Here is a 25,663-nt window from a genome sequence, read left to right on the forward strand (position 1 = left end):
CAGGTCAGCCGGCGGCCTGCTCCGCAGCTATGCACCCGCCGCAGTTGTGGTAGGTCACGTCCCAGTGGTTGCCCTCCTTGTAGTAGATGTTGCCGCTGCCCGACTGCCACTTCGAGCCGCCGATCGACGTGAAGGTGCCCTGGATGTAGTTGTTCAGGCACTCGGAGAGGCCGAAGTCGACCTTGTAGCCGTTCCAGTGGCTGTAGGTGCCGTCCGCGTGGCCGGTCTCGGTTCCGCCGGTGAGACGGATGCCGCAGCCGCTTGCCGACTTGAGCGTGATCACGCCGTCCACGGTGGCGGAGTTGACCTGGTCGAACGAGGTGCAGTTGGGCTTGTTCCGGTCCGAACAGCCGCCGCTGGACGACCAGGTGATGCCGGCGGACTCGAACTTGGCGGTGGCCTGGGAGTGGCTGAGCTTCGCCCGGACTCCGACGCCTTCCCCGTCTTCCTGGACGGCGTGGCCGATACCGGGCGCCGCGAGGGCGAGCGCGGCACCGGCGGCCACGGTCACCGCCGCGATGCGCGAGCGTCTGCTGCGTATGGAGGACGGCCTGTGGGGGGTCTTCATGGGGTGGTCTCCCTGGTACGGATCTTCGAGTGAACGAACAGAGACAGACACGGGCACAGATGAACAGAGACACGGACGGACGCAGTGCGAGCGACGATCCGGACGCGACCTCCCTCCCCTCCCGTGTCGCGAAACGCACCGAGAGTCGCACCGTTTACAGGTACACGTCAACGGTGTCGGATCTCGCCACTTCCGAGGCCATGAGCACGGGCGTCCTGTCACCCCGCACCCCCGAGAGCCGGCCTCCCCTTCTCGTACACGGTGAGCCCGTCGGTCAGGCGTAGCGGCACCAGGATCAGTTCGACGACCAGGGCCTTCCACGCGTAGTAGACGTTGACCGCCTTGGTGGCGTAGACACAGGGAACGTTCAACAGGACTGATCTCAGGCGCAGTCGGCGTCGGCGGGCCGCGTAGAACAGCGGTGGCAGGGTCAGCAGCGTCTCGGCCGCGACCCACCAGGCGAGTGCCGCTCCGACGGTCTGTCCCGTGGTCGCAGCCACCAGGAACGGGGTCGCCCACCACAGCGGTGCCGTGACGATCTCGAAGAGCGCGAGCAGGATCCAGAGAGCCAGTATCGGCTTCGCGGTGACCAGGCTGCGGGTGTGCAGCCTGACGTTCTGACAGAAGCCGGCCATCCAGCGCCAGACCTGCTTGCGCAGGTAGGTGAGGGTCTCGGGGTCGGCCGCCCAGGCAACCGCGTCCGAGACGTAGAGCGCGCGCCGGCCCGCGATCTGCTGGGACCAGGTGTAGTCCATGTCCTCGACGATGGTGCGCTCGGGAAATCCACCGAAGGCGACCAGATCGGCCCGGCGGAAGACCGAGCAGCAGCCGGAGCAGACCATGGGGCTCCCGGCGCGGTGCTGGATCGGCCGGTGCCAGTGGAAGCCGAAGAGATACTCCACCGAACGGCCCCGCTCCCAGAGCGTTCTGGTGTGTCTCGTCTGGACGTTCCCCGCGGCGACCACCACTTCCGGATCGTCGAAGACCGCGGCCGTGCGCTCGATGTAGTCCGGCGCGAGGACGGTGTCCGCGTCGACCGCCAGGACCAGGTCCGTGGTGCAGTACGGCAGTGCGTAGTTCTGCGCCTTGGCCTTGCTGCCCAGGTTGTGGGGCGGGCGCAGGACGGTCACGCCGTGCGCCGCGGCCACTTCCCCGGTGCGGTCGCACGAGGCGTCGTCGACCACGATGACGCGCTCCGCCGGCAGCGACTGCTGCGCCAGGGACTCGAGGGTGGCGGGCAGGCCCGCCTCCTCGTTGTGGGCGGGCACGATCACCGTGACGCCCGAACCGATGTCGCTCACCCGGGTCTTCTCGTGCACCCCGGTCATCGCGGCAGTCCGCCGATCCTGCCCAGCAGGTTCGCGAGCAGGCCGGTGAGACCGACCAGGCCGTAGACCAACGTACTGAGGCCGATGAACGGCAGGCCTCCATGCATGGTGTTCCCCCGTAGTCGATTCGCGTGCGGATCGCGGTCGTGCGGTCCGGACGGCGATCACATTACGACGGTCGAGACCCTTATAACCGGAACCGGATACTTCTGTGGATAACCCGGAAAAGACCGGGTTCGGCCCGAAGGCAAGGGTCGGATACCGGAATCCGGGCACCCGGATCAGGAACGAAGCCAGAAACAAGCCAGGAACGAAGCCGGAGGCGAATCCGGAGTCGACTATTCCTGTGGATTACTGAAGGGCGTCGCCTGGTGGAACCACAGAAGCCAGCCCTCGTCCGTATGCCGCCACAGTGAACTTCGGTGCGCCAGGCGCCCATTGTGGTCGGTGTCGAACGTGAGGTGCACGAGATCGTCGGCCAGTTGCACCCCTTGCATGCCCCTCGTGGTGACCGGCCTGATGGCAGGTCCCGGACGCCCCGTCAGCTCGGCGATGATCGAATCCCGGTCCCAACGCCTGCCGGAGTAGCCGAACTCCGTGAACTCCGGATGCAGCAGGGACCCGAGCAGTTCCGGCGACCGGCGCATCTCAGGTGTCAGCAGCCGCAGTTCGCATTCGATGGCCTCGCGCACGGCCTCGGTGATCTCAGACACCGGTCATCTCCACCAGTTTGGTCACGGTGTTCCAGTTACGGCTCGTCGCCACCACGCCCTTGAACAGGCTCGGCCTCGACAGCGCCGCCGCCAACCTGGAGTTCCCGAGGCCGTCCTGTGCGTAGAGGTAGAGAACCCGGTCGCCCACCCGGTAGTCGTCGGGAGCGTAGGTCGCAGCGTCGACGGCGGCCGCGAGGCCCTGCGCGTCGACGGGTCCGGAGAGGTACGTCGCGTGCAGTTGGCGGCCTTCGAGGGTCGCGGCCGGGAACGGACACTGCTCGACCACCGCCGCGAGGTAGGCATGGTCACGCACCAGGCAGTCCACAGCGAAGCCGAAGCGCTCCTCGAGCGCCGCAGCGAGGGAGAACGCCAACTCCTCCTCGCGGGCCCGGCGGTCCACCACAGCGGTGCTGTCCGGTCCTTCGGCCGTGAACACGGCGTTGCCGCTCTGGAGGTTGGTCCTGATGTCCCGATGGCCGAGCCCACTGATCAGTTCGCGCAGATCAGCCATCGGAACGCGTCTGTTGCCACCTACGTTGATGCCCCGGAGCAGCGCCGCGTACGTCGTCATGCGCTCAACATAGACAGCGCGGGGGTCGGGACCAAACAGCCGGTCGCCGCCCGGCGGTGCAAACGAGAGGCGGCCGTCGCGCCCCGTGGGGGAAAGCGCGACGGCCGCCGGTTCAGCGGATGCTTACTCGGTGACCTTGAGCAGCAGGTTCGGGGTGCCCGGGGACGCGTTGGTGATCGCGTCCGGGGTGGCACCCTCGGTCAGGGCCTTGGCCACCGCGTCCGGCGCGGCGTCCTGGTTGGCGCCCAGGTAGACGGCCGCGGCACCGACGACGTGCGGCGTCGCCATCGACGTACCGGAGATGGTGTCCGTGGCGGTGTCGTCGGTGTTCCAGGCCGAGGTGATGTCCGAGCCCGGGGCGTAGATGTCGACGATCTCGCCGTAGTTGGAGAAGTCGGACTGCTCGTCGGCGTCGGTGGAGGAGGCCACCGTGATGGCCTCCGGCACGCGGGCCGGCGAGCTCTGGCCGGCGTCCGAGGACTCGTTGCCGGCCGCGACACCGTAGGTGACGCCCGCGGCGATCGACTTCTCGACGGCCGCGTCGAGCGCCTCGTCCGCGCCGCCGCCGAGGCTCATGTTGGCGACGGACGGGCCCTCGTGGTTCTCGGTCACCCAGTCGATGCCCGCGACGACCTGCTCGGTGGTGCCCGAGCCGTTGTCGTCGAGGACGCGGACGGCGACGACGTTCGCCTTCTTGGCGACACCGTGCGCGGCACCCGCGATGGTGCCGGCGACGTGCGTGCCGTGACCGTTGCCGTCGTCGGCGGAGTCGTCGCCGTCGACCGCGTCGTAGCCGTGCTTGGCGCGACCCTCGAAGTCCTCGTGGGTGATGCGGACACCGGTGTCGATCACGTACGCGGTGACGCCCTCGCCGGCGGAGTCCGGGTAGGTGTACGCGTCGTCACCGGCGGTCTCGGTCTGGTCGATGCGGTCCAGGCCCCACGACGGCGGGTTGTCCTGGGTGGCGTCGATGGTGAACTTCTTGTTCTGGACGACCTTGTCGACCGTGGGGTCGGCGGCGAGGCGCTTGGCCTCGGTCTCGGACAGGCCCGAGGCCGAGAAGCCGTTGATCGCGGAGGAGTAGTTCTTCTTCAGCTTGCCGCCGTACTCCTTGGCGAGGTCCTGCTTGCCGCTCTTGTCGGCCTTGCCGTCCAGCATGACGATGTAGCTGCCCGAGACCGCGCCCTTGGCGTCGGCACCGTAGATCTTGCCCTCGGCCGGAGCCGCGGCACCCGCGAACGGGCTGGCGAAGATCGTGACGCCGACCGCCGTCGCGGCGGTGGCTATCGCGGCGGTGAGCTTCATCGAACGAGAACGCTTGTTACGTGCCATGAAGAGTGAGCTCCTCGTGGTGTGGGGGGAGTTGTGGGGGGTTGCATAAAGTTGTCGAATCAACCCCCGTAGACCCGGAAGATATCCGGGGGTTGAGACGAAACCCTGACCGATTGACGCGCGCAGATCAATACCTACATACACCTGTGACTTGATCAACAAGTTTTCGCAACAAACATTCGGGCGCTTTGCCCAAATCGTGAAGCGCGCAGGCCTGTTGGCAGCCTCCGCGCTCCGAATTTCGCGATCTGGGTTTAGATATGGGCAAGTTGGGAGAAGGACGGCCGACTCGACTGGTATGGACCTGGGATTCAGCGCTGATAGCGCGCGAGCACCAGATTGCCGTCCTCGACCAGCCGCCTGCGCAGCTCCGGCCCGTCGATCGCGCCGCTGTAGTACTCCTGCAGCGCGGGCGTGGCCACCTTGTCCTTCCACTCCGGATAGCCGCGTACGGATTGGGCGGGCGCGGTCCTCAACTCCCCGGCGAGCGCCGCCCCGACGTCCCAGCCGTCCTTCTCGCGGCGCAGCGCCGGAGCTTTCAGCGCCTCGGACCCGGTGGGCAGCATCCAGTCGCCCTCCGCGAGCCGCACCACATTGTCCGGCTGCAGCAGGAAGTCGATGAACTCCATCGCCTCCTTCTTGTGCCCACTGTCCTCGGCGATGGACAACGTCTGCGGGGAGACGCCCTGCTGGAGCCCCTGCGCGCCGGCCGGAGCCGGCAGCACCCGCCAGTCGAAGCCCTTCGGTGCCTGCTGCGCGACCTGCTGGCGGTACGAGAAGCCCAGCGGGACCATGGCGTACTTGCCGCCGAAGAACCCCGGCAGAGTGTCGGAGCCGCCCATGCCGAGGGTCGAACTCGACGCGCTGCCATCGGTGTTGACCTGGTCTCGGACGGTACGGGGCACGACCTGGTCCGCTGCGTCGAAGCGGACGTCCACCTTGCCGTCCGCGCCGCGGTGGAAGACCTGGCCGCCGGTGGCCAGCGAGAGGTTCAACGTGGCCGAAACCGGCTCCTTGAGCGGCCAGGCGACTCCGTACTTGCCGTCACCGCTGAGCTTCTTCGTGATGCGGCGGAACTCCGGCCAGCTCCAGGGCTTCTCGGTGGTGGGGATGCGGACGCCGGACTTCTTCAGCCACGTCGCGTTGGCGATCAGAACCCGCGGCTCCTGCAGGAAGGGCACCCCGTACACCCCCTTGCCGAACGTCGTCGTCTCCCAGGAGGTTCCGGGGATGTCGGAGGTGAGCCGGGACGGCAGCAGTTCGCGGAGATCGGCGAGGTAGCCGCCGTAGGCGAAGTCGGCGAGGTCGTCGGAGGCGTCGTGGATGATGTCCGGCGCCTCGCCGCCCTCGAAGGAGGTCAGGAGTTGGTCGTGGACACTGTCCCAACTGCCCTGGATGTACTTCACCTGGACATCGGGGTGGCGCGCGTTCCACTCCTTCACCAGCTGCTTGTTCGCGTCGACGGACTCCTTCTGCCAGGCCAGTGACTGGAATTCGAGGGTGATGCGGCCGTCGTCGCTCTCCTGCGACCCGCTGCACCCGGACAGCAGCAGGGCGAGGGCGGCCGCGGCTGCCGTCAGGATCCGGGGGCGGCGCATCAGTGCTTCACCGCCCCGGCGAGCATGCCTCCGGTGATCCGCTTCTGGATCAGCGCGAAGATCACGAGAGAGGGGATGGTGGCGAGGAAGGCTGCCGCGGCGAGCGGGCCGAGATCGGCGACGCCCTCGGTGCCGATGAAGCGGTTCAGGATGACGGGCAAGGTCTGCTTCTCCGGTGTCTTCAGCAGGACGAGGGCGAAGAAGAACTCGTTCCACGCGGTGATGAAGGAGAACATCGCGGTCGCGACGATTCCCGGCGCGAGCAGCGGCGCCGTGATCGAGACCAGGATGCGCAACCGGCCGGCACCGTCCACGGCGGCGGCCTGCTCCAGTTCGGGCGGCACGGCCCGTACGTAGCCGACCAGCATCCACAGGGCGAACGGCAGGGCCCAGACCACGTACACCATGATCAGGCCGGCCAGGGAATTGATCAGGTGGAATTTCTTCAGAATCATGAAGAGCGGGATGATGATCAGGACGAACGGGAAGGCCTGGCTGATCACCACCCACCCGGTGGCCGCCTTCGCGAGCCGGTTGCGGTGGCGCGCCATCACGTACGCCATCGGGGTCGCGATCACCACGGCCACCAGGGCCGCACTCACCGCCACGATCAGGGAGTTGGCGGTGGCCTGGAGCAGCGGCTGCTCGTCGAAGGCCTGCCGGAAGTTCCCCAGAGTGGGGTTCTCGGGGATCCAGGTGGGATGCAGGCTGCCCAGTTCCCTGGCCGGTTTGAAGGCGGTGGAGATCAGCCAGGCGAACGGGAAGGCCAGGAAGACGAGATACGCCGCCAGGGCCACGTACTGCGCCGCGCGTGCGGACTTCGAGGTACGCATCAGCTCTCGTCGCCTCCCTTCAACCGTCCGACCAGGTAGAACGCGAGGATCACCGAGATCACCGCGACCATCACACAGCCCATCGCCGCCGCGTATCCGAACTGCCCGTAGCGGAAGGCCTCTTCGTAGGCGAAGAGCATCGGCAGCCGGGTGCGGCCGCCCGGCCCTCCCTGAGTCAGCACGTAGACCAGGGCGAAGGAGTTGAAGTTCCAGATGAAGTTCAGGGCCGAGATGGCGAGGGCGACCGGCTTGATGGCGGGCCAGGTGACGGTCCTGAAGCGCCGCCAGGCTCCGGCGCCGTCCATCGCAGCCGCCTCGTGCAGTTCGCGGGGTGTGTTCTGCAGGCCGGCGAGCAGGGCGACCGTCGTCTGGGGCATGCCCGCCCAGATGCCGACGACGATGACGGCGAACAGCGCGGTGGCGGTGCCGGTCAGCCAGTCGCGGCCGCCGCCGAGACCGAGGTTGGACAGGGTTTCGTTGAGTACGCCCGCGTCGGGGTGGTAGACGAGGCGCCACATGATGCCGACGACCACCTCGGGCATTGCCCAGGGGATGATCGCGAGCGCCCTCGCCAGCCATCGGAACCGCAGATTCTGGTTCAGCAGCAGGGCAAGGCCCAGTGCGAGCAGGAACTGCGGGACCGTCACCCCGACCGCCCACAGCAGACCGATGCGGAACGAGTCCCAGAAAAGGGTGTCGTGCACCAGGTCCTGGAAGTTCAGCAGTCCGATCCACTGGGTCGCGGAAGTACGTCCCGACTGGGCGTCCGTGAACGACAGCGCGATGCCGTACAGCAGCGGACCGACACTCAGCACCAGGATGGGGATCAGGGCCGGCAGGACCAGGAACCAGGCGCCGTAGTCCGCCGGTCCGCGGACCGGCCCGCCCTTCTCCGGCCGCTGTGTCGCGGTCGACGGTGTCACGGGAGCGGCTCCTTCGGGCGGTGTGTGGGAGGGGGCGCCCGCCCGTCACCCGCCGTGTCACTCCGGGCCGGGGCGCGCCCTCGAGGGAGACACCGCCTGGACCTGGAGAGCGTTACGCGCCGTGTTCGCCCGGGTGGGCCCCGTCATGGTGCTGACGTGACCCGCAAACGTCAAGCGGCCGCGCGCGCCTCGTGGCCTGTACGAATGCGAGACTGAACCGGGTCGACGGCCGCGTCGCCGGCGCCCGGAACAGTTCGACGCGTGGCCGTGGGAGGCAACTGATGGACGAGGCTCGGGCTCGCGAGCTCCTGGACGGGGCGGGCCTCGACCCCGGCGCCGAGCTGCTCTCGCTCGGTGAGAACGCGGTCTTCACCGACGGTGCCGTGGTCGTCAAGGTCGGCCGCGCCGCCCCCGAACTCCTGGAGCGCGCCACTCGCGAGCTGCTCGTGGCGGACTGGCTGGAGCAGTGCGGGGTCCCGGCGGTACGGGCCGCCGAGCCCAAGCCTCGCCTGGTCGACAGCCATCCGCTGACGCTCTGGCACGGCATCGGACCCGCGGTCAGGCCGGTCGAGCCGCGCGATCTCGCGCTTCTGCTCCGCCGAGTGCACGCGCTGCCCGCTCCGCCCTTCGCGCTGCCGCGCCGGGAGTTGCTGGGCGGTGTGGAGCGGTGGCTACGGCTCGCAGGGGACACCGTCGATCCGGCGGACGCCGCGTATCTGCGCGAGCGCCGGGACGGCTTCGCCGCCGCGGCCGCGGCGCTCACCGCGCATCTCGAACCCGGCCCGATCCACGGTGACGCGCTGCCGCGCAACGTCCATGTCGGCCCCGACGGTCCGGTCCTGGTGGACCTGGAGACCTTCGCCACCGATCTGCGTGAGCACGACCTCGTGGTGATGGCCCTGTCCGCCGACCGCTACGGCCTGCCGGCCGCGTCCTACGACTCGTTCGTCACGGCCTACGGCTGGGACGTGCGCGGGTGGGACGGGTGTGCGGTACTGCGCGGGGCACGGGAGACGGCGAGCTGCGCGTGGGTGGCGCAGCATGCGCCGAGCAACCCCAAGGCGCTGGTCGAGTTCCGGCGCCGGGTGGCCTCACTGCGGGACGGGGACACCGGGGTGCGCTGGTACCCGTTCTGATCGTCCGCCGCTTCGTACGCAGGCCCGTTGGTCCGGCACACGGTGCTGCTTGCGCGCCGGCCGCACGGGCCTGGGTACGAAGCGGTGAATGCCTCAGCGTTGGTGCGGGATGACCGGCCAGGCGTGCTCGACCGTCGCCTGCGGATTCGACGTGCGACGCAGATACTTCTGCAGTGACGCCGCCTGATCGGCCGCCGCACGGACCTGGAGGTCGTGCAGATCCGTCGGCGCCAACGCCCCTATGTCCGCGTGCTTCGCGCCCATCCGACGGGCCGCCCGGGCCGCGGCCACCGCGTCCGCGACCGCGTCGTGCGCTTCGCTGAGCTGCACGCCGTAGTGCTCGCAGAGCGCCTGGAGGTTCCGCTTGCCCTTCCGGTAGCGGTCGACGTGCTTGTCGAGGACCAACGGGTCGATCACCGGAGTCGCCTGTCCACGCACGCGCTCGGCCAGCGGTGCTGTCCCGTGGCGGCGGCACTCGCGGTCGAGCAGCGAGAGGTCGTACCGCGCGTTCATCACCACCAGGGGTGTGCCGGATGTCAGCGCCTCGGCGATCGTGGATGTGATCTCGTCGATCGCGGGGGCCGCCGATGTGCCGTGCAGGCGGGCGTGCTCCGTGGAGATGCCGTGGATCGCCGTGGCCTCGGCAGGGATCGCGACGCCCGGGTCGAGCAGCCATGTCCGGGTCCCCGGGCTCTGCTCGTCCGGACCGACGGTCACCACCGCGGCGGTGACGATCCGGTCGGTCTCGATGTCGGTGCCCGTCGTCTCCAGATCGAACGCCACGAGCGGTCCGCTGTACCAACTCATCGCAGGACCCCGCCCGTCGCCTCCGCGCCGAAGACCGACCACTCGCGATGCCAGCTCATCCTGCCCCTCCTTCGTGAAGCTCCCCCATGTGCCGTTCACACTCCCATGCGCCACTGACAATCCGACGGGCGAGTTCCGCTTGCCCTCGGAGCACGGCCGCAGGAGGCGGTCCGGACCAACGGACTACGACACCAAGAACGACCTTCAGGACACCGGGCGCGAATCCACCCAGACCGACTCGAACTCCTCGCGATATGTCTCGAAGAGCCCCTCGCCCCCCGCATCACCGTCACCGGACCTGACCACCCGTCGACCGCCCCGCAGCACCAGTACGGGCCCCTCCATCCCGCGAGTGCGCCGCAGATACGACTGGATCAGGGCGATGCCGTCCGGGCCGTCGCCGTCCACCAGGTAGGCGGTGAAGCGCGGCGTCTCGTCGAAGACATGGATCTCGAAGGCGCCGGGGTCGCGCAACCGGGACCTCACCCGCCGCATATGGAGGATGTTCATCTCCACGGAGCGGCTCAATTCGCCCTTCTTCAGGCCGAGTTCCCGCTCGCGCCGCTTGACCGCGCTGCTGGCCGGGTTGAGGAAGAGCAGCCGGACCCTGCAGCCGGACTCGGCGAGCCGCACCAGGCGGCGGCCGGAGAAGTTCTGCACGAGGAGGTTGAGCCCTATGCCGACCACGTCGAGCCGGCGGGCGCCGCCGAAGATGTCCTCGGCAGGGAACTGCCGCAGCAGGCGCACCCGGTCGGAGTGCACACCGACCACGTCCGCATAGCGGTCGCCGACTATGTCCTCGACGGCGTCGACCGGCAGCCGGCGCGCAGAGGGAAGGTCGGAGTCCGCGCCGAGTATGTCGAGGAGGCGGGTCGAGGCGCGTTCGGCCTGGGCCAGGACCGTCTCGGACAGCGCGCGGTTGCGCGAGACGACGTTGCGGGTCACCTCGAGCTCGTCCAGGGCCAGCTCGACATCGCGGCGGTCGTCGAAGTACGGCTCGAAGCACGGCCAGTGCTGGACCATCAGCTCGCGCAACTGCGGAAGGGTGAGGAAGCTCAGCACGTTGTCGTCCGCCGGGTCGAGCAGATAGCCCTTGCGTCGGCTCACCTCGCGGACGGCGACCGCCCGCTGCACCCACTCCTGGCCGGCGGGACCGGCCGCGGCCACCACCCAGTCGTCCCCGTGCACCGGTTCGTAGATCGGCCGCAGTACGGCCGCGACGACGGCGCGCAGACGCTGTTCGACCAGATTCAGCCAGATGTAGGCGCGCCCGGCCCGTTGTGCGCGAGTACGCACCTCGCTCCAGGCGTCGACACCCCAGTCCAGTTCGGGTCCGATCTGCGATCCCGCGTCCACCGGCCGCGCCAGGGACACCGTCGAGGGCGGAGCGTCCGTGGAACTCCCCTCGCGACCCTCGTCGCCAGGGGGCAGCTCCAGCCCTCCCGAGCCCACCCACGCACCGCCTTCCGTTCCCCCCCGGGGGCCGGACGACATGCCTGTGCCGCGCCCTGAAATCCCCTGTTCAACGATCAAGGAAGGGTACTCCGCGAGCGGCGGGCGGTGCAGCCGGATGCGCAGGCTCCTTGCCCCAACTCCGTTGTTCCGCTTCGCCGTTCTGCCGAACGGGACAGGTGGGAGTGAGCGGAGTCATAGCCCGGGCGGCCATCTGGACACCGCATCGCCGCCCGGCCGAACCGCCGAGCACCCCGGAACCCGCCACCAAGTGGGGCATTCCGTCAACCGACGCACTTTCGGGGGGAGTCTCGGCGAACCGGCACCCGATCCGGGGCCTGTCCATGGAAGAGTCCCTTCCATGCAGGTCTGGCCTGGACAGGCGTATCCACTCGGTGCCACGTACGACGGCGCCGGCACCAATTTCGCGGTCTTCTCGGAGGCCGCCCACCGAATCGAACTGTGTCTGCTGCACGACGACGGGTCCGAGACCGCCGTCGAACTGCGCGAGGCGGACGCCTTCGTGCGGCACGCCTACCTGCCCGGCGTGATGCCCGGGCAGCGCTACGGCTTCCGGGTGCACGGCCCGTACGCCCCGGAACGCGGACAGCGGTGCAATTCCGCCAAGCTGCTGCTCGACCCCTACGCGCGCGCAGTGAGCGGCAGCATCCAGTGGGGCGAGGAGGTGTACGGCTACCACTTCGGCGCCCCCGACCGGCGCAACGACCTCGACTCGGCTCCCCACACGATGACTTCGGTCGTGGTCAACCCGTACTTCGACTGGGGCGACGACCGCGCGCCGCGCACCCCGTACCACGAGACCGTGCTCTACGAGGCCCACGTCAAGGGCCTGTCGATGCTCCACCCGGCGCTGCCCGAGGAGCAGCGCGGCACGTACGCCGCCCTGGCTCACCCGGCGGTGATCGAGCATCTGACGGAACTCGGGGTGACCGCGATCGAACTGATGCCCGTGCATCAGTTCGTCAACGACCACCGGCTGACCGACATCGGTCTGGCCAACTACTGGGGCTACAACACGATCGGCTTCTTCGCCCCGCACAACGGCTACGCCTCCTGGGGCGACCGCGGCCAGCAGGTCCTCGAGTTCAAGTCCGCCGTACGCGCCCTGCACCAGGCCGGAATCGAGGTCATCCTCGACGTGGTCTACAACCACACGGCCGAGGGCAATCACCTCGGCCCCACGCTCTCCTTCCGCGGCCTGGACAACGCCTCCTACTACCGGCTCTCCGCGGACCAGCGCTACTACACGGACACCACGGGGACCGGGAACTCGCTGCTCATGCGGTCCCCGCACGTCCTGCAGATGATCATGGACTCGTTGCGCTACTGGGTCACCGAGATGCACGTGGACGGCTTCCGCTTCGATCTCGCGGCCACCCTGGCCCGGCAGTTCCACGAGGTGGACCGGCTCTCCTCGTTCTTCGACCTGGTGCAGCAGGACCCTGTGGTGTCGCGGGTCAAGCTGATCGCGGAGCCCTGGGACGTCGGCGAGGGCGGCTACCAGGTGGGCAACTTCCCTCCGCTGTGGACGGAGTGGAACGGCATGTACCGGGACACGGTGCGGGACCTGTGGCGCGGTGAGCCTCGCACGCTCGCGGAATTCGCCTCGCGGCTCACCGGCTCGTCGGACCTGTACCAGGACGACGGACGGCGACCGCTCGCCTCGATCAACTTCGTCACCTGCCACGACGGTTTCACCCTGCGCGATCTCGTGTCGTACAACGACAAGCACAACGAGGCGAACGGCGAGGACAACCGCGACGGCGAGAACCACAACCGCTCCTGGAACTGTGGCGCGGAGGGCGACTGCGACGACCCGGACGTCCTCGCGCTGCGCGAGCGGCAGGCACGCAACTTCATCGCGACCCTGATGCTGTCCCAGGGCGTGCCCATGCTCAGCCACGGCGACGAACTGGCCCGCACCCAGCAGGGCAACAACAACGCCTACTGCCAGGACGGACCGCTGTCCTGGGTGCACTGGCCCGACCCGGTCGAGGAAGGCGGCGAGGAGGACGCGCTGCTCGCCTTCACCCGGGCCATGACGTGGCTGCGCCGGGACCATCCGGTCTTCCGCCGCAGGCGGTTCTTCCACGGCCGTCCGGTGCAGGGGACGCACGACGACCTCACGGACATCGCCTGGTTCACGCCTCAGGGGCAGGAGATGGCTCAGGACGACTGGAAGCGGGCGCACACGCGCGCGCTGAGCGTGTTCCTGAACGGGAACTCGATCTCGGAACCAGGTCAGCGCGGCGAGCCCATCCACGACGACTCGTTCCTGCTGATGTTCAACGCCTCCAACGAACCCATCGAGTTCGTGGTTCCCACGGACCACGGGCGGCAGTGGCAGGTGGTCGTCGACACCGCGCGCAGTGAGCCGGTGCCGCCGATGCGTGGCGCCAAACTGCAGGCCGGTGAGCGCGTGACACTCGTGGACCGCAGCCTGACCGTGCTGCAGCGGCCGGCCTGACGGCGGCCCGCTGAGGTCATCGGCGCTGTCAGCGGCCGCCCGCCTGCAGGGCCGCGGCGCGGGCGGCCGCGGCGGCGGCGCTGCTGACGGCGCAGGCGGTCCGCGCGTGCGGTGACAGGAATCCGTTCGACGCGGGTACGTAGCTTCGCATGAGCCCTGTGCCGCCGAGCAGCCCCGCCGACCCGACCGCGACGCCCGTCCGGCCCACGCCCGCCGGACGGGCCGACGCGGCACACGTCCCGGCCCTCGCCGATCCACCGGCCGCGACCTACCGGCTGCAGCTCCAGCCACGGTTCCCGTTCGCCGCCGCGGAGGCCGCGGTCCCCCGTCTGGCCGCACTCGGCGTATCGCATCTCCACCTGTCGCCGATTCTGGAGTCGGTGCCCGGCTCCACCCACGGTTACGACGTCGTCGACCACGCGCGCGTGCGTGCCGAGATCGGCGGCGAGGAAGGCCTCCGTGCCTTGTCCGCGACAGCTCGGGCCCACGGGCTCGGCCTGATCGTGGACATCGTCCCCAACCACATGGCCGCCCTGCCGGACACCAACCACGCCCTGTGGGAGGTGCTGCGCGAGGGCCCGCAGTCGCCCTACGCGCGCTGGTTCGACATCGACTGGGACCTGCACGACGGCGTCCTGCTCCTGCCCGTGCTCCCCCACCGCCGCGAAGCGGAGCTCGACGTATTCCGGGTGGACGGTCGGGTACTGCGCCACGGACAGCAGTCCTTCCCGCTGCGGCCGGGCACCGAGGAACGCCCTCTCGAGGCGCTCCTCGACGAGCAGTGGTACCGCCTCGCCTGGTGGCGACTGGCCCGTACCGACCTCAACTACCGGCGCTTCTTCACCATTTCGGACCTGATCGCGGTACGGGTGGAGGATCCCGAGGTCTTCGAGGCCACCCACCGCACCGTTCTGCGTCTGCTCGGCTCCGGCGTCGTGGACGGGCTGCGGATCGATCATCCGGACGGGCTCACCGACCCGGGGGCGTACCTGGAGGCCCTGCACGGTGCCGGCGGTGGGTGCTGGACCGTCGTCGAGAAGATCCTCGCGGACGGCGAACGGCTGCCGCAGGCATGGCCCGTCGCGGGGACCACGGGCTACGACGCGCTGCGGCACATCGACGGCCTCTTCGTGGACCCCGTCGGCGCGGAGGAGCTCCTCGCCCTGTACCGGAGGTTCGCCAGGCCCGCGGACGATCTCGGCGGGGACTGGCGGCAGACGGTGCGACGGGCGGCCCGGCAGGTCGTGACCCACGAGCTCGCCGCCGAGGTCGACCGCCTGGTCCGCTCGGCTGCCTCCTGCGCCGCCGCGGCCGGTCACCCCGACCACGCCCCGTGGGCTCTCCGCACGGCCCTGCAGGAGCTCCTCGTGCGTGTCCCGGTCTACCGCCCGTACGGCACCGGAGAGGCCGCCGGTGCCGTCCTGCGGGCACAGGACGCCCAGGAGGCCCGGGAGGCGTTCGCAGTGGCCGAGGAAGCCCGCGCGGTCGATGTGGTGCGTGCGCTCCTCATCGGTACGGAAGGCGGCGACGGCCCCGAGCTCCGGGCCTTCAGGGCCCGTTTCGCGCAGACGTCGTCCGCGCTCCGCGCCAAGGCGGTCGAGGACACCGCCTGCTACCGCCATGTGCCCCTGCTCTCGGCCTGCGAGGTGGGCGGCGACCCCGGCAGACCGGCGCTGCCTCCCACGGACTTCCACGCCTACTGCGCGCGGATGCAGCGGGACTGGCCGGACTCCGGAACGGTGCTCTCCACCCACGACACCAAGCGCAGCGCCGACGTCCGGGCCGCGATCGCCGTCCTGACCGAATGCCCGGGCCGCTGGGCCGAGTTGCTCGACCGGGTCGGCCGCGCCAGGGACGGGCGGTCCGCGGCGAGTGCCGGGGCTGTCGATCCGCAGTTGGTGTGGGCGGCGTGGCAGACCGCGTTCGGGCTCGGGCCGGCTACGGACGGGCGGCTGCGCGACGCGCTGCTGAAGCACGCGCGCGAGGCGGGTCTGCACACCACCTGGACCGAGCCGGACGCCGCATACGAGGACGCGGTACGGGAGTTCGCGGACGCGGGCCCCGGAAGCCCGGCGGGAATCGACGCCGTCGCCGAGCTCGCCGGAACGCTGGGCCCGCACATCCTGGCCAATGTCCTGGGCGGAACGCTGCTGCACCTGACCATGCCCGGCGTGCCCGACCTCTATCAGGGCTCGGAGCGGCACCACCGGGTCCTCGTCGACCCGGACAACCGACGGCCCGTCACCTTCCCGGCGGCCGGCCGGTCCGGAGCCGATTCCGAGGGCACTGGGGCCGACGACCCGGACGACCCCGTGGGCGCACTCGTCGACGCTCACAAGTTGGCCGTCACCCGCGCGGCGTTGCGACTGCGGCGGGACGACCCGGCGGCGTTCGCAGGCTCCGGCAGCTATCGCGCCCTGGCCGCCCGCGGCCCGGCGGCCGAGCGTTGTGTGGCATTCACCCGCAGCGAGCGCGTGGTGAGCGCCGTGACCCGGCTTTCGCTGCGCCTCGCCGAGGACGGCGGCTGGCAGGACACCGAACTACCGCTCCCGGAGGGCACGTTCGTGGACGCGATCGCGCTCCGCGCGCGCGGGGAGTCTCGTCGGGAGGCAGCGGACGGGCCTACCGCAGCGGTACGGGAATTCCGGGGCCACGCGCGCGTGGCGGACCTGTTCGCGGACCGTCCCGTGGCCCTGCTCGTACGCCGGTGAACGTACACCCTTGAAAGTCGGCAAAGGACCTGCCGCAAGCGCTTGACACGTGGTCCGGCGCGTGGCGTACTGCGGATGCGCACGTCGGCGGACCTTACGGGGGTGAGTCACCTGACGGGCCAGCGCTACCTCACCGAGCGGGAACTCTTCGCATCCGCAAGGGCGTTGAGTGAGAGTCGGCCTGACCTGTGCACGCTGCGGCGGGTCGGTTCGTCACGCGCCGGCCGTCCGATCAGCCTCCTGACGGTGGGACACGCGCCGCAGGGCGTACTGGTCGTCGCGGGGGCGCATGCGAACGAACCGGTGGGCGGACCCACCACGTTGAGTCTTGCCGAGCGCGTCGTGCAGGACGTCCGGCTGCGTACGGCCACGTCGTGGCACTTCCTGTTGTGTGCCGACCCGGACGGGGCGCATCTGCACCGCAGCGTCGCGCCCACCTCGCTGTACGACTACCACCGGCAGTTCTTCCGCCCGGCGGGCCCCGAACAGCCCGAGTGGGCCCCTTCGGTGCTGCCGCCGGAGAAATTGCCGCCCGAGACCCTCGCACTGCTCCGGGTCATCGACGAGGTGCGCCCGTACCTCCAGGTGTCGCTGCACGGCACGGACATGGGCGGCAGCTGGGTGCAGCTGACCCGCGACATCCCGGGGCTCGCCGAACCGTTCGCCAAGTCCGCGGCCCAGCTGCACATTCCGGTGGAGACGAACACCTCGGACGCGGCGGGCTGGCCGGTGGCGGGCCCCGGCGTCCATGTGATGCCGGAGCCGGGCAGGGACACTTCGTTCCCCAGCCTGCCGGACGACGTGACCCGGTCCACCTGGCACCACGCGCACCGCTACGGCGGGCTCACGGCGATCGTCGAGGTACCGATGTGGGCCAGTGACCTGGTGGACGATCCTGCACGGCACCCGGCCGCGCTCGCCGCCATGGGACGGATATCGCGGCGGCTCGGTGAACAGGCCCTGCAGGTCCATGAGTTCCTGAGCCGCGCGAGGCTCGGCGCGGACGATGACGACGATACGGGCGACCTGGCCGTGCCCGAGAGTGTGGCGCCGCTGCTGCGGGCCTCGCGGTGGGCGCTCGGACTGGCTCCCGGCCTGGCCCGCGACTGGACGGTCCCACCGCCCCCCGACGCCTCGATGACCTATGTGAGCAGCATCGACGCCTTCGGCCGGCGGATACCGCTCAGGGCGGCGGCGATGCTGCTGCGCGTGCTGCGCGAGACGGACCACCCGAGCGCCCCCCACCTCGATGCTCTGGTCGCCCACTGGTCGGAGGCGTTCGCCGGTCACTTCCGGGCCCGCTGGGTGCCGGTCGAGCACCAGGTCGAGCACCAGGCCCGCACCGTGATCGCGGCCGCCCGGCACGCACGCAGAACCGCGCTGTGAACGAGCACGCGCGCGTAGCGGCCGCTACGCGCGCGTACACCCCGGGCGCTCCGGTCAGCTGGACAGCTGGAAGACCGATCCGGTCTTCCCGTGCATCACGCAGCTGTTGGAGAACGTCTCGCCGTACTGCACCCGCCGGCCCTCCCACATGCCGGACGCCTTCGCGGTGACGGGCCGGTAGATCATCGGGCAGGCTCCGTCACGGTCCGGGATCCGGTTGATGTCGCCGTGGGCCAGGCGCAGTTCCCAGCAGGCCTTCCAGCGGTCCGGGTGCTCGGAACGCGAGCTCGGACAGCGCAGCAGCTCTCGCTCCGTCGGGCCGGAATCGTCGGTTCCCTGCGTGACGGACAGCATCAGCCAGTTGCCCCGGGCACTGCTCTCCTGGTGCGACTCGGCCTGGGCAGTGCCTGCTCCCGCCGCGAGCAGCAGGCCCGCAGCGGCGGCCGCGAGAAATCCGTTCCGTACCGTCTTGACCATGAACGTCACCGTTCCTCCGTGCTCAGAAATGCGCCTCGGCAATGCCCGCCGGCCACGAACCTCGGCCCAGACACTCCAGACGCGTTCGGACACGCGCTCTGGGTCGAGCGCGGACTTCCGCGCGGTGGGATTCGCCCGCGCCTTGGGGGAATCGGCAGGTCCCGGCGCGATGATCAACAAACTCACTCGAACGAGAAGTGCGCAGAGTGTGGGCATCGGCTGCCTGGCCCACCACTCGGCACCGCGCGGATCACGTACCGATTGCGGCACCGGTTCGGCCGAATTCCCGGCAATTCGATCATCGGTGGCGCACCATGGACGCCGGTGTGGCCGACAGCCAGGCGAGGGGGAACCGTCCGTGCAGTTCGAAGTGTGGGCACCGCAGTCCGAACGTGTCGCGCTCCTACTTGAGGGCACCACGCGCGCGTCGACACCGGATCCGGAACGTCCCGGCTGGTGGACGACGGAGGCGGAGGCGGCCGACGGAGCCCGGTACGGCTTCGTCCTGGACGACGACGAGGTCAGGCCCGATCCGCGGTCGGCGAGGCAGCCCGACGGCCCGGACGGCCTCAGCGCCGTCGTGGACCACTCCGCGTACGAGTGGCGGCAGGACGCGCCTGCGCACAGACTTCGCGACGCCGTGCTCTACGAGCTGCATGTGGGGACGTTCACGGAAGAAGGCACGTTCGACGCCGCGGGCGACCGGCTCGGGCACCTGGCGCGACTCGGTGTGACACACGTGGAGTTGATGCCGGTCTGCCCCTTCCCCGGCCGCCACGGCTGGGGCTACGAGGGCGTCTCCCCGTGGGCCGTGCACGAGCCCTACGGCGGCCCCGCAGGCCTCAAGCGCTTCGTGGAGCGGGCACACGAGCTGCGGATCGGCGTGATCCTGGACGTCGTGCACAACCACCTCGGCCCTTCGGGCAATCATCTGCCCGCCTACGGGCCGTACTTCACCGACACCCATCACACGCCCTGGGGCTCGGCCGTGAACCTGGACGCGGCGGGATCCGACGAAGTGCGGGCGTACTTCATCGGCAGCGCCCTGGCCTGGCTGCGCGACTACCGCGTCGACGGTCTGCGTCTCGACGCGGTGCACGCCCTGCGGGACACGCGCGCGTACCCGTTCATCGAGGAGCTGTCCCACGCCGTCGACGCGCTGGCCGAGGAGACCGGGCGTCCGCTGTTCCTGATCGCCGAGTCCGATCTCAACGACCCGCGTCTCATCACCCCGCGCGAGCGCAGCGGACTCGGCATCCAGGCCCAGTGGAACGACGACTTCCACCACGCCCTGCACACCGCCCTGACCGGCGAATCACAGGGCTACTACGCGGACTTCGCGGCGGCGCCGCTGTCCGCGCTCGCCAAGACCCTCACCGACGGGTTCTTCCACGACGGTACGTACTCGAGCTTCCGCGGCCGCTCGCACGGCAGGCCCGTGGACCGGGTACGCACCCCCGCCCACCGCTTCCTGGGCTACTCCCAGACGCACGACCAGATCGGCAACCGCGCCCTCGGCGACCGTCTTTCGGCGACGCTCTCGCCCGGGCTGCAGGCCTGTGCCGCGGCGTTGACCCTCACGTCACCGTTCACGCCGATGCTCTTCATGGGCGAGGAGTGGGGCGCCGGCACACCCTGGCAGTTCTTCACCGATCACACGGACCCCGAGCTCGCGGAGGCCGTACGCACGGGCCGCAGGCGGGAGTTCGCGGCGCACGGCTGGGACGCGGAGGACATCCCCGATCCGCAGGACCCGGCCACCAGGAACCGTTCCTGTCTCGACTGGGACGAGCCGGCTGCCGAGCCCCACGCGCGCGTGCTCGCCTGGTACCGACGCCTCGTGGCGCTGCGCCGCGAGACGGCCGACCTGACCGACCCCGACCTGGCCGCGGTCCGCGTCGCGTACGACGAGGTCAGGCGTTGGCTGGTCTTCCGGCGGGGGGACCTCCGTGTCGCCGTCAACCTGAGCAAGGACCGCGCCGAGATTCCGCTGCAGGGCGACAGCACGCGTGTGCTGGCCTCCTGGGACGAGGTGGAGGCCCCCGGCGCCGACGGTGTCCTCACCCTGCCGCCGGAGTCCTGCGCGCTGCTGACACCCGTGCGCTGAAGCTGCGTCAGGGGTACGCGCACGGCGGCGCGGCCGGCCGTGCGCGTACTCGTCGGATGCCGGACCTGCGCGTCAGGTCACCACGCCCGGCGTGATCGTCAACGTCTGCCGTTCACCGCCCGCATGACGGACATGCAGGCCGATCGGGGTGCCCGGGCGCGCCTCCTTCACCGCTTCGGCGAAGTCGGCGGCGCTCTTGATGCGGGTGTCGCCCAGTGCGAGCAGGACGTCGCCGCGGACCAGCCCCGCGGAGTGGCCGGGACCGGGGATGTGGACGCCGACCACCTGTGCGCCCGCGCCCCCGGACGCGTCCACCGCCTCCACTCCGACGGTGGCGCGGGCCGCCGAAGCCGGTGCCCGGCCCTTGCCGCCCTGAGGTTGGGTCTGCGACGGGTCGGCGTCGCCCTTGCCGGTGGCGTCCGGTGCCTGCGCCTTGTCCTGCGCCTTGTCCTGCGCCGGTTGTTGCGCCTTGTCGGGCCCGCCCTGTGCGCTGCCGGCCCCACCGGGCGGTGCGCCGGGCGGGGCTTGCTTCTGCAGGTCGGCGAGCTTGCTCAGGCCGATCACCGAGGCGCCGAGCGTGCCCAGGCCGACCCCGGCGAGTACCAGGACGACGGCGACGAACACGCTGAACAGGGCGGTGACCAGGCGCCGTCCGCGACGCCTCGCCTTGTGCGGCCGACGCCGCGGATCGGGCTCGGACCGGGCGCCTGATCCGAGCCCGGGACCGCCCTCCGCGGCAGCTTCGGCTTCGGCTTCGGCTTCGATGTCGGGACCGGGGTCAAATCCTGTCGGATGCCCCGTCGTACGACCGGGCATCGGCTTGGGACGCAACACTGTCTGTTCCATGCGGGCCTCCGCGTCACGGTCTACCCGGCCGGACACGGCGCCACGATTCACGAACGGGTGACTCTCCGGGAGAACGCACAACGGCCGGCCCGCCGCCTCTACCCTGACGGCCGCCGCCACTCACGAGCAGCCCGGGGATGCCCGAACTGCCCTGCTCCGTCACGCCATCGGCCGCAACCGCCCCGCATCGGGCCGGGCCGACTCGTCCTGTTCCCCCGCAGCCGACAGCGCGCTCCCCTTGCGCCAGCTCCCCCAGGACACGTTCCAGTCCCCGTAGCCGTTGTCGAACGGAGTCATCCGCTCCCCGCCGCTGTTGACGACCTCGACGATGTCGCCCTGCCGCACGGCGTCGAAGAACCAGGCGGCGTCCTCGGTACTCATCCCGACGCAGCCGTGACTGACGTTGGCGACACCCTGCGATCCGACGGACCAGGGTGCCGCGTGCACGTACTCCCCGCTCCAGGTGACCCGCGTCGCGTAACGCACCGGCAGGTCGTAGTTGTCGCCGCTGCCGCGCGCGATACCGATGGACTCGCCGCGCATCCGCACGGACGACTCCTTGCCGAGGACCACCTTGATGCCGTCGCGGGTGCGGAATCCGGCCTTGCCGGTGGTCACCGGGATCTCGCGGACCTGTTCCCCGTCCCTCAGTACGGTCATGGTGTGGGTGGCCGAGTCGGTGATGGCCTCCACGCGCGCGCCGATGGACAGGGTCAGCGGTTTCGAGGCAGCCCCGTAGACGCCATCAGCGATCCGGGCTCCGTCCAGGGCGCTGCGTACGGTGATCCGGGAGTGCGCCGGCCAGTAGGTGCGCGGGCGGTAGTGCAGCGTGGTGGCGTCGACCCAGTGCCAGGCGCCCTCGACGCGCGGCTGCGCGTCGACCCGCAGACCGCGCTCGACGGCGGCGCGGGCCGCGGGGTCCTTGGCCGGCACCGGACGGCTGAGGTTCGCGACGATCGGCTGGCCCACCCCGTAGGAGCCGGGCCCGGGACCGAACCGGGCCTTCAGCCGGCCGCTGCCACCGGCAGGTTCCCCGGTACGGAAGGCCAGTCGGGCCCGTACGGTACGGCCGTCGCCGTCCTCGGTGGTGACCCGCATCGCGTAGCGCTGAGCTGCGCCGAGCGGGACGGCGCTGTGCCAGGAGCGGCCGTCCGGCGCGAGTTCGCCGTCGACCCCGCGCGCGTGGTCGGTGCCGTAGACCACGTCGACGTCGACGATGCGGTGATCCTCACGGCCCGCGGTCACCCGCAGCAGGCCGTCGGGGCCGGCCGCCCGGCGTACGGTGCGGCGGCCGTCGGTGAGCGGAACCTGCCAACGCGCCGGCAGCGCACGCCCCGTCAGACAGAGGCCACCCGCCCCGGCCCTGCCGCAGCCAGGACCCGGTGTCGCGGCGTCCTCCTCCGCAGCAGCGGTGGACACCGTGACGAGCGGCGCCGGACTGGACGGGCTCTCCGCCTCGGAAGCACGGTCGTCGGCGGACTGGCCTGCGGCGGCGATCAGGAGCAGTCCGGCGAGAGCGCCGAACGCGCCCACGGACTTGATAGGTGACGTCATCTGCCGCATCAGAACATGAGGATCAGCTTGTCCTACGGAACGGCGTGCGCATGATCACAGGATGCGCCGGATCGGCCGTACGCGGCAGTGGGAGACGGTCCGCGCGGCGCCCGACTCCCACCCGGCGTCGGCTACTCCTGGCCGCCGGCCTGCCGGTCCAGCCACACGCCGTCGCGCATCAGTTCGCGCCCGGCGATCTCGTCGGCCTCCCGCCACGCCTGGATCCGCTCGGGTCGCATCCAGAAGTAGTGGTGAGACTTCTCGAGCCTGCGCGGGTCGAAGCCCGTCCGCCCGGCGAACGCGTCGCCCGTCTCCGGGGCGATCTCCGCCGCGGGCACCGCACGCACCGATCCGTCCACCATGACGACGTCCCGGGTCGGGCCGATGCCCACCCGGGCCCGGCCCGAGGCCAGCAGGTTCCGCCCGGTCGGGCTGTTCGTGGGCGTCGCGAAGAGCAGCTCCGCGCCGTCCCAGTGGAACGACAGCGGGACGAGGTACGGTCCCGCGTCCTCGGCTCCGGCCGAGGCCACCCAGGCGTCGACGTCCTCGTCCAGCCGCCTGCGGGTGTCCTGCAGCCGCTGCTCCAGGCTCCGGGGTCCCCGCTCGGGTCCTGCGGGCTGTTCCGTCATGTTCGAGGCCTCCTGTGATCTTGGTCCGTACGACCGACCAGTCTGCGGCGTGCGTACCTCCCTTGTCTGCAGGCGGCTCGCGGTCGCTGTCGCTGTCGCTGTCGGGTGGTTCCGTACAGGTGCCGACTCTTGATTGAGTACGCGCGACGTCCGCCGTCCGTACTCACCTGGAAAGGGACCCGAAGCGTGACCCTGCCGAGCCTGCTGGCCGTCTTTGCCCATCCCGACGACGAATCGCTCGCCGCAGGCGGCGTCGTCGCACGGCACGCCGCGTCCGGGGCCCGGACCGCCATCGTGACCGCGACCTGGGCCGAAGGCACCCCGCGTGCCGCCGAACTGGCCGACGCCGTACGCCTCCTGGGCGCCGGACACCCGAGACTGCTCGGCTACGCCGATGCCCGCGTCCCCGAGTCCGCGCCGGGCCGCCCGCGGCTGTGCGAGGCGCCCCTCGACGAGGCGGTGTGCGCCCTCGTCGCCCACATCCGGGAGGTCCGCCCGCGGATCGTGGTCACCCATGACGCACTGGGCGGCCTCACCGGCCACCCGGACCACGTACATACCCATCGGGTCTGCCTGATCGCCGCCCGGGCCGCCGGGCTCGCGGAGCTGTACCCGCAGGCGGGTGAGCCGTGGCAGCCGGACGCGTTGTACGCCGCCACCCATCCGCGGTCGGCCGTCGGGGCGTTGGGGGCGAAAGTGCCGCGTGCGGCCGAGCGGGAGCTGCGCACCGTGCCGGACGAGTGGATCACCGCGACCGTGGACGTCCGCCCCTGGCTGGAGGCGAAGTACGCGGCGATCCTCGCGCACCGCTCCGAGGTGACACGCGGTGCGGCGCCCGGGATCCTCGCCGCGATGCCGGAGGCCGACCGCTCCGCGTTCCTGTCGACCGAGTACTACATCCGCCACGACCTCGACCCGGCGGCCCGGTCGCAGCGGACCGGCCTGACCGGGTGAGGCCGCAGCGTGCTCACCAGTCGTGCACGGAGCCGTCCTGCAGCCGGTTGACCGGCAGATACGCCGCCTCGTAGGGGTGCGCGGCGGCCAGCTCCTCGTCCAGCTCGACACCGATGCCGGGAGCCTCGCCCGGGTGCAGATGCCCGTCGGCGAAGGTGTACGCGTGCCGGAACACCTCCTCGGTGAGCGGCGTGTGGCCCGAGTACTCCTGGATGCCGAAGTTGTGCACGGCGAGGTCGAGATGGACGGCGGCGGCCATGCCCACCGGCGAGATGTCCTCGGGCCCGTGCACGGCGGCCTTGATCTGGTACTGGGCCGCGAAGTCGAAGAGCTTGCGCAGCGGGGTGACACCGCCGAAGTGCGTGACGGCGGAACGCACGTAGTCGACCAACTGCTCGGTGATCAGGGTCTGGTAGTCGAAGACGGTGTTGAAGACCTCGCCGATCGCCAGCGGCGTGGTGGTGTGCCGGCGCACCAGGCGAAGCGCCTCCTGGTTCTCGGCCGGAGTGCAGTCCTCGAGCCAGAACAGGCGGTACGGCTCGAGGTCCTTGCCGAGGCGGGCCGCCTGCAGCGGGGTGAGCCGGTGGTGCGCGTCGTGGAGCAGCGGGAGTTCGGGCCCGAACTCCGCGCGTACGGCCTCCAGGACGGCGGGCATGTGGCGCAGATAGGCGTCGGTGTCCCAGTCCTCGACGAGGGGGCGCGCCTGCTGGTGGAGTACGGGCGCGCCGCTGTCGTCGGTGTCGGAGACGCCGTAGACGGCCTTGAGGCCGGGGATGCCGGACTGGACGCGGATGGCGGGGTACCCCTCGGCGAGCCTGGCCCGCACGGAGTCGAGGAGTTCGGGGATGTCGCGGCCGCCTGCGTGGCCGTAGGTGCGGACACGGTCCCGGCTGGCGCCGCCGAGGAGCTGGTAGAGCGGGAGCCCGGCGGCCTTCGCCTTGATGTCCCACAGGGCGACGTCGACGGCGGCGATGGCGGCCATCGTCACCGGTCCGCGCCGCCAGTAGGCGCCTCGGTAGAGGGACTGCCAGGTGTCCTCGATGCGGTGCGGGTCGAGGCCGAGGAGCAGCGGGGCCACGTGGTCCTCGAGGTAGCTGACGACGGCGCGTTCGCGTCCGTTCAGCGTGGCGTCGCCGAGTCCGGTGAGTCCCTCGTCGGTGGTGATCCTGAGGGTGACGAAGTTGCGGCCGGGGCTGGTGACGACGACCTTCGCGTCGACGATCTTCATGTGCTGCTCTTTCCGAACGGTG

The 25,663-nt window shown here is 70.5% G+C and carries 22 protein-coding genes; 6 read left to right on the forward strand and 16 right to left on the reverse strand.

The window, feature by feature from the left end; translation table 11 throughout:
• Window positions 1-4 precede the first annotated feature (4 nt).
• The 8 genes from DSC45_RS12225 to DSC45_RS12260 form a co-directional block, all read right to left on the reverse strand.
• Window positions 5-568, reverse strand: coding sequence for a hypothetical protein (locus DSC45_RS12225; protein WP_205571311.1), 564 nt, complete (start codon window positions 566-568; stop codon window positions 5-7).
• A 218-nt stretch (window positions 569-786) separates the two neighbouring features.
• Entirely contained in the window at window positions 787-1,896 is a 1,110-nt protein-coding gene (locus DSC45_RS12230) for a glycosyltransferase family 2 protein (RefSeq protein ID WP_119290096.1), read from the reverse strand.
• A gap of 338 nt (window positions 1,897-2,234) precedes the next feature.
• On the reverse strand, window positions 2,235-2,609 hold the full coding sequence (locus DSC45_RS12235; RefSeq protein WP_119290097.1) for a nuclear transport factor 2 family protein: 375 nt from the start codon (window positions 2,607-2,609) through the stop codon (window positions 2,235-2,237).
• Window positions 2,602-3,180 carry a DUF1697 domain-containing protein gene (locus DSC45_RS12240; protein WP_119290099.1) on the reverse strand — a complete coding sequence of 193 codons (579 nt, stop codon included), beginning with the start codon at window positions 3,178-3,180 and terminating at the stop codon, window positions 2,602-2,604. The genes DSC45_RS12235 and DSC45_RS12240 overlap by 8 nt, the downstream gene beginning before the upstream one ends.
• 123 nt (window positions 3,181-3,303) lie before the next feature.
• Window positions 3,304-4,512, reverse strand: coding sequence for a S8 family peptidase (locus DSC45_RS12245; RefSeq protein WP_119290101.1), 1,209 nt, complete (start codon window positions 4,510-4,512; stop codon window positions 3,304-3,306).
• A gap of 311 nt (window positions 4,513-4,823) precedes the next feature.
• Window positions 4,824-6,110, reverse strand: coding sequence for an ABC transporter substrate-binding protein (locus DSC45_RS12250; RefSeq protein WP_119290103.1), 1,287 nt, complete (start codon window positions 6,108-6,110; stop codon window positions 4,824-4,826).
• Window positions 6,110-6,943: a carbohydrate ABC transporter permease gene (locus DSC45_RS12255; protein ID WP_119290105.1), complete on the reverse strand. Its 834-nt coding sequence runs from the start codon at window positions 6,941-6,943 to the stop codon at window positions 6,110-6,112. Before DSC45_RS12255 ends, DSC45_RS12250 begins: the two co-directional genes overlap by 1 nt.
• Entirely contained in the window at window positions 6,943-7,866 is a 924-nt protein-coding gene (locus DSC45_RS12260; protein WP_119290107.1) for a carbohydrate ABC transporter permease, read from the reverse strand. The genes DSC45_RS12255 and DSC45_RS12260 overlap by 1 nt, the downstream gene beginning before the upstream one ends.
• Window positions 7,867-8,147: 281 nt before the next feature.
• On the opposite strand from DSC45_RS12260, the gene DSC45_RS12265 reads away from it, so the two are divergent.
• Window positions 8,148-9,002, forward strand: coding sequence for a phosphotransferase (locus tag DSC45_RS12265; protein ID WP_119290109.1), 855 nt, complete (start codon window positions 8,148-8,150; stop codon window positions 9,000-9,002).
• A gap of 93 nt (window positions 9,003-9,095) precedes the next feature.
• Here the strand turns inward: DSC45_RS12265 and DSC45_RS12270 are convergent, their stop codons facing one another.
• Together DSC45_RS12270 and DSC45_RS12275 are read right to left on the reverse strand one after the other, a co-directional pair.
• The gene (locus DSC45_RS12270; RefSeq protein WP_119290111.1) at window positions 9,096-9,809 is read right to left on the reverse strand and encodes a 3'-5' exonuclease; all 714 of its coding nucleotides are present in this window, start codon (window positions 9,807-9,809) and stop codon (window positions 9,096-9,098) included.
• 204 nt (window positions 9,810-10,013) lie between these two features.
• The gene (locus DSC45_RS12275; RefSeq protein ID WP_119290113.1) at window positions 10,014-11,261 is read right to left on the reverse strand and encodes an SAV2148 family HEPN domain-containing protein; all 1,248 of its coding nucleotides are present in this window, start codon (window positions 11,259-11,261) and stop codon (window positions 10,014-10,016) included.
• 361 nt (window positions 11,262-11,622) lie between these two features.
• On the opposite strand from DSC45_RS12275, the gene glgX reads away from it, so the two are divergent.
• Complete coding sequence (glgX, locus tag DSC45_RS12280) at window positions 11,623-13,749, forward strand: glycogen debranching protein GlgX (RefSeq protein ID WP_119290115.1); 2,127 nt, start codon at window positions 11,623-11,625, stop codon at window positions 13,747-13,749.
• A gap of 28 nt (window positions 13,750-13,777) precedes the next feature.
• Here the strand turns inward: glgX and DSC45_RS36805 are convergent, their stop codons facing one another.
• The gene (locus tag DSC45_RS36805; protein WP_276145455.1) at window positions 13,778-13,900 is read right to left on the reverse strand and encodes a hypothetical protein; all 123 of its coding nucleotides are present in this window, start codon (window positions 13,898-13,900) and stop codon (window positions 13,778-13,780) included.
• Here DSC45_RS36805 and treY point away from each other — a divergent pair.
• On the forward strand, window positions 13,899-16,460 hold the full coding sequence (treY, locus tag DSC45_RS12290) for a malto-oligosyltrehalose synthase (protein WP_119290119.1): 2,562 nt from the start codon (window positions 13,899-13,901) through the stop codon (window positions 16,458-16,460). The genes DSC45_RS36805 and treY overlap by 2 nt on opposite strands.
• A gap of 75 nt (window positions 16,461-16,535) precedes the next feature.
• Complete coding sequence (locus DSC45_RS12295) at window positions 16,536-17,846, forward strand: M14 family zinc carboxypeptidase (protein WP_119290121.1); 1,311 nt, start codon at window positions 16,536-16,538, stop codon at window positions 17,844-17,846.
• A 54-nt stretch (window positions 17,847-17,900) separates the two neighbouring features.
• Here the strand turns inward: DSC45_RS12295 and DSC45_RS12300 are convergent, their stop codons facing one another.
• Window positions 17,901-18,323, reverse strand: a complete 423-nt coding sequence (locus DSC45_RS12300) for an SSI family serine proteinase inhibitor (RefSeq protein ID WP_119290539.1) — start codon at window positions 18,321-18,323, stop codon at window positions 17,901-17,903.
• Between the two features lie 358 nt (window positions 18,324-18,681).
• Here DSC45_RS12300 and treZ point away from each other — a divergent pair, with 358 nt between their 5' ends.
• On the forward strand, window positions 18,682-20,430 hold the full coding sequence (treZ, locus tag DSC45_RS12305; protein ID WP_119290123.1) for a malto-oligosyltrehalose trehalohydrolase: 1,749 nt from the start codon (window positions 18,682-18,684) through the stop codon (window positions 20,428-20,430).
• Window positions 20,431-20,502: 72 nt separating this feature from the next.
• Here the strand turns inward: treZ and DSC45_RS12310 are convergent, their stop codons facing one another.
• The 3 genes from DSC45_RS12310 to DSC45_RS12320 form a co-directional block, all read right to left on the reverse strand.
• Window positions 20,503-21,276 carry a PDZ domain-containing protein gene (locus tag DSC45_RS12310; RefSeq protein WP_119290125.1) on the reverse strand — a complete coding sequence of 258 codons (774 nt, stop codon included), beginning with the start codon at window positions 21,274-21,276 and terminating at the stop codon, window positions 20,503-20,505.
• Window positions 21,277-21,435: 159 nt separating this feature from the next.
• Window positions 21,436-22,830 carry a L,D-transpeptidase gene (locus DSC45_RS12315; protein ID WP_119290541.1) on the reverse strand — a complete coding sequence of 465 codons (1,395 nt, stop codon included), beginning with the start codon at window positions 22,828-22,830 and terminating at the stop codon, window positions 21,436-21,438.
• A gap of 131 nt (window positions 22,831-22,961) precedes the next feature.
• Entirely contained in the window at window positions 22,962-23,459 is a 498-nt protein-coding gene (locus DSC45_RS12320; protein ID WP_119290128.1) for a pyridoxamine 5'-phosphate oxidase family protein, read from the reverse strand.
• Window positions 23,460-23,645: 186 nt separating this feature from the next.
• On the opposite strand from DSC45_RS12320, the gene DSC45_RS12325 reads away from it, so the two are divergent.
• A complete protein-coding gene (locus DSC45_RS12325; RefSeq protein WP_119290130.1) occupies window positions 23,646-24,413 on the forward strand; it encodes a PIG-L deacetylase family protein in 768 nt (255 codons plus the stop codon).
• Window positions 24,414-24,426: 13 nt separating this feature from the next.
• Here the strand turns inward: DSC45_RS12325 and manD are convergent, their stop codons facing one another.
• Window positions 24,427-25,641, reverse strand: coding sequence for a D-mannonate dehydratase ManD (gene manD / locus DSC45_RS12330; RefSeq protein WP_119290132.1), 1,215 nt, complete (start codon window positions 25,639-25,641; stop codon window positions 24,427-24,429).
• Window positions 25,642-25,663 lie beyond the last annotated feature (22 nt).

The sequence above is a fragment of the Streptomyces sp. YIM 130001 genome (assembly GCF_003574445.1).
Classification (GTDB): Bacteria; Actinomycetota; Actinomycetes; order Streptomycetales; family Streptomycetaceae; genus Streptomyces.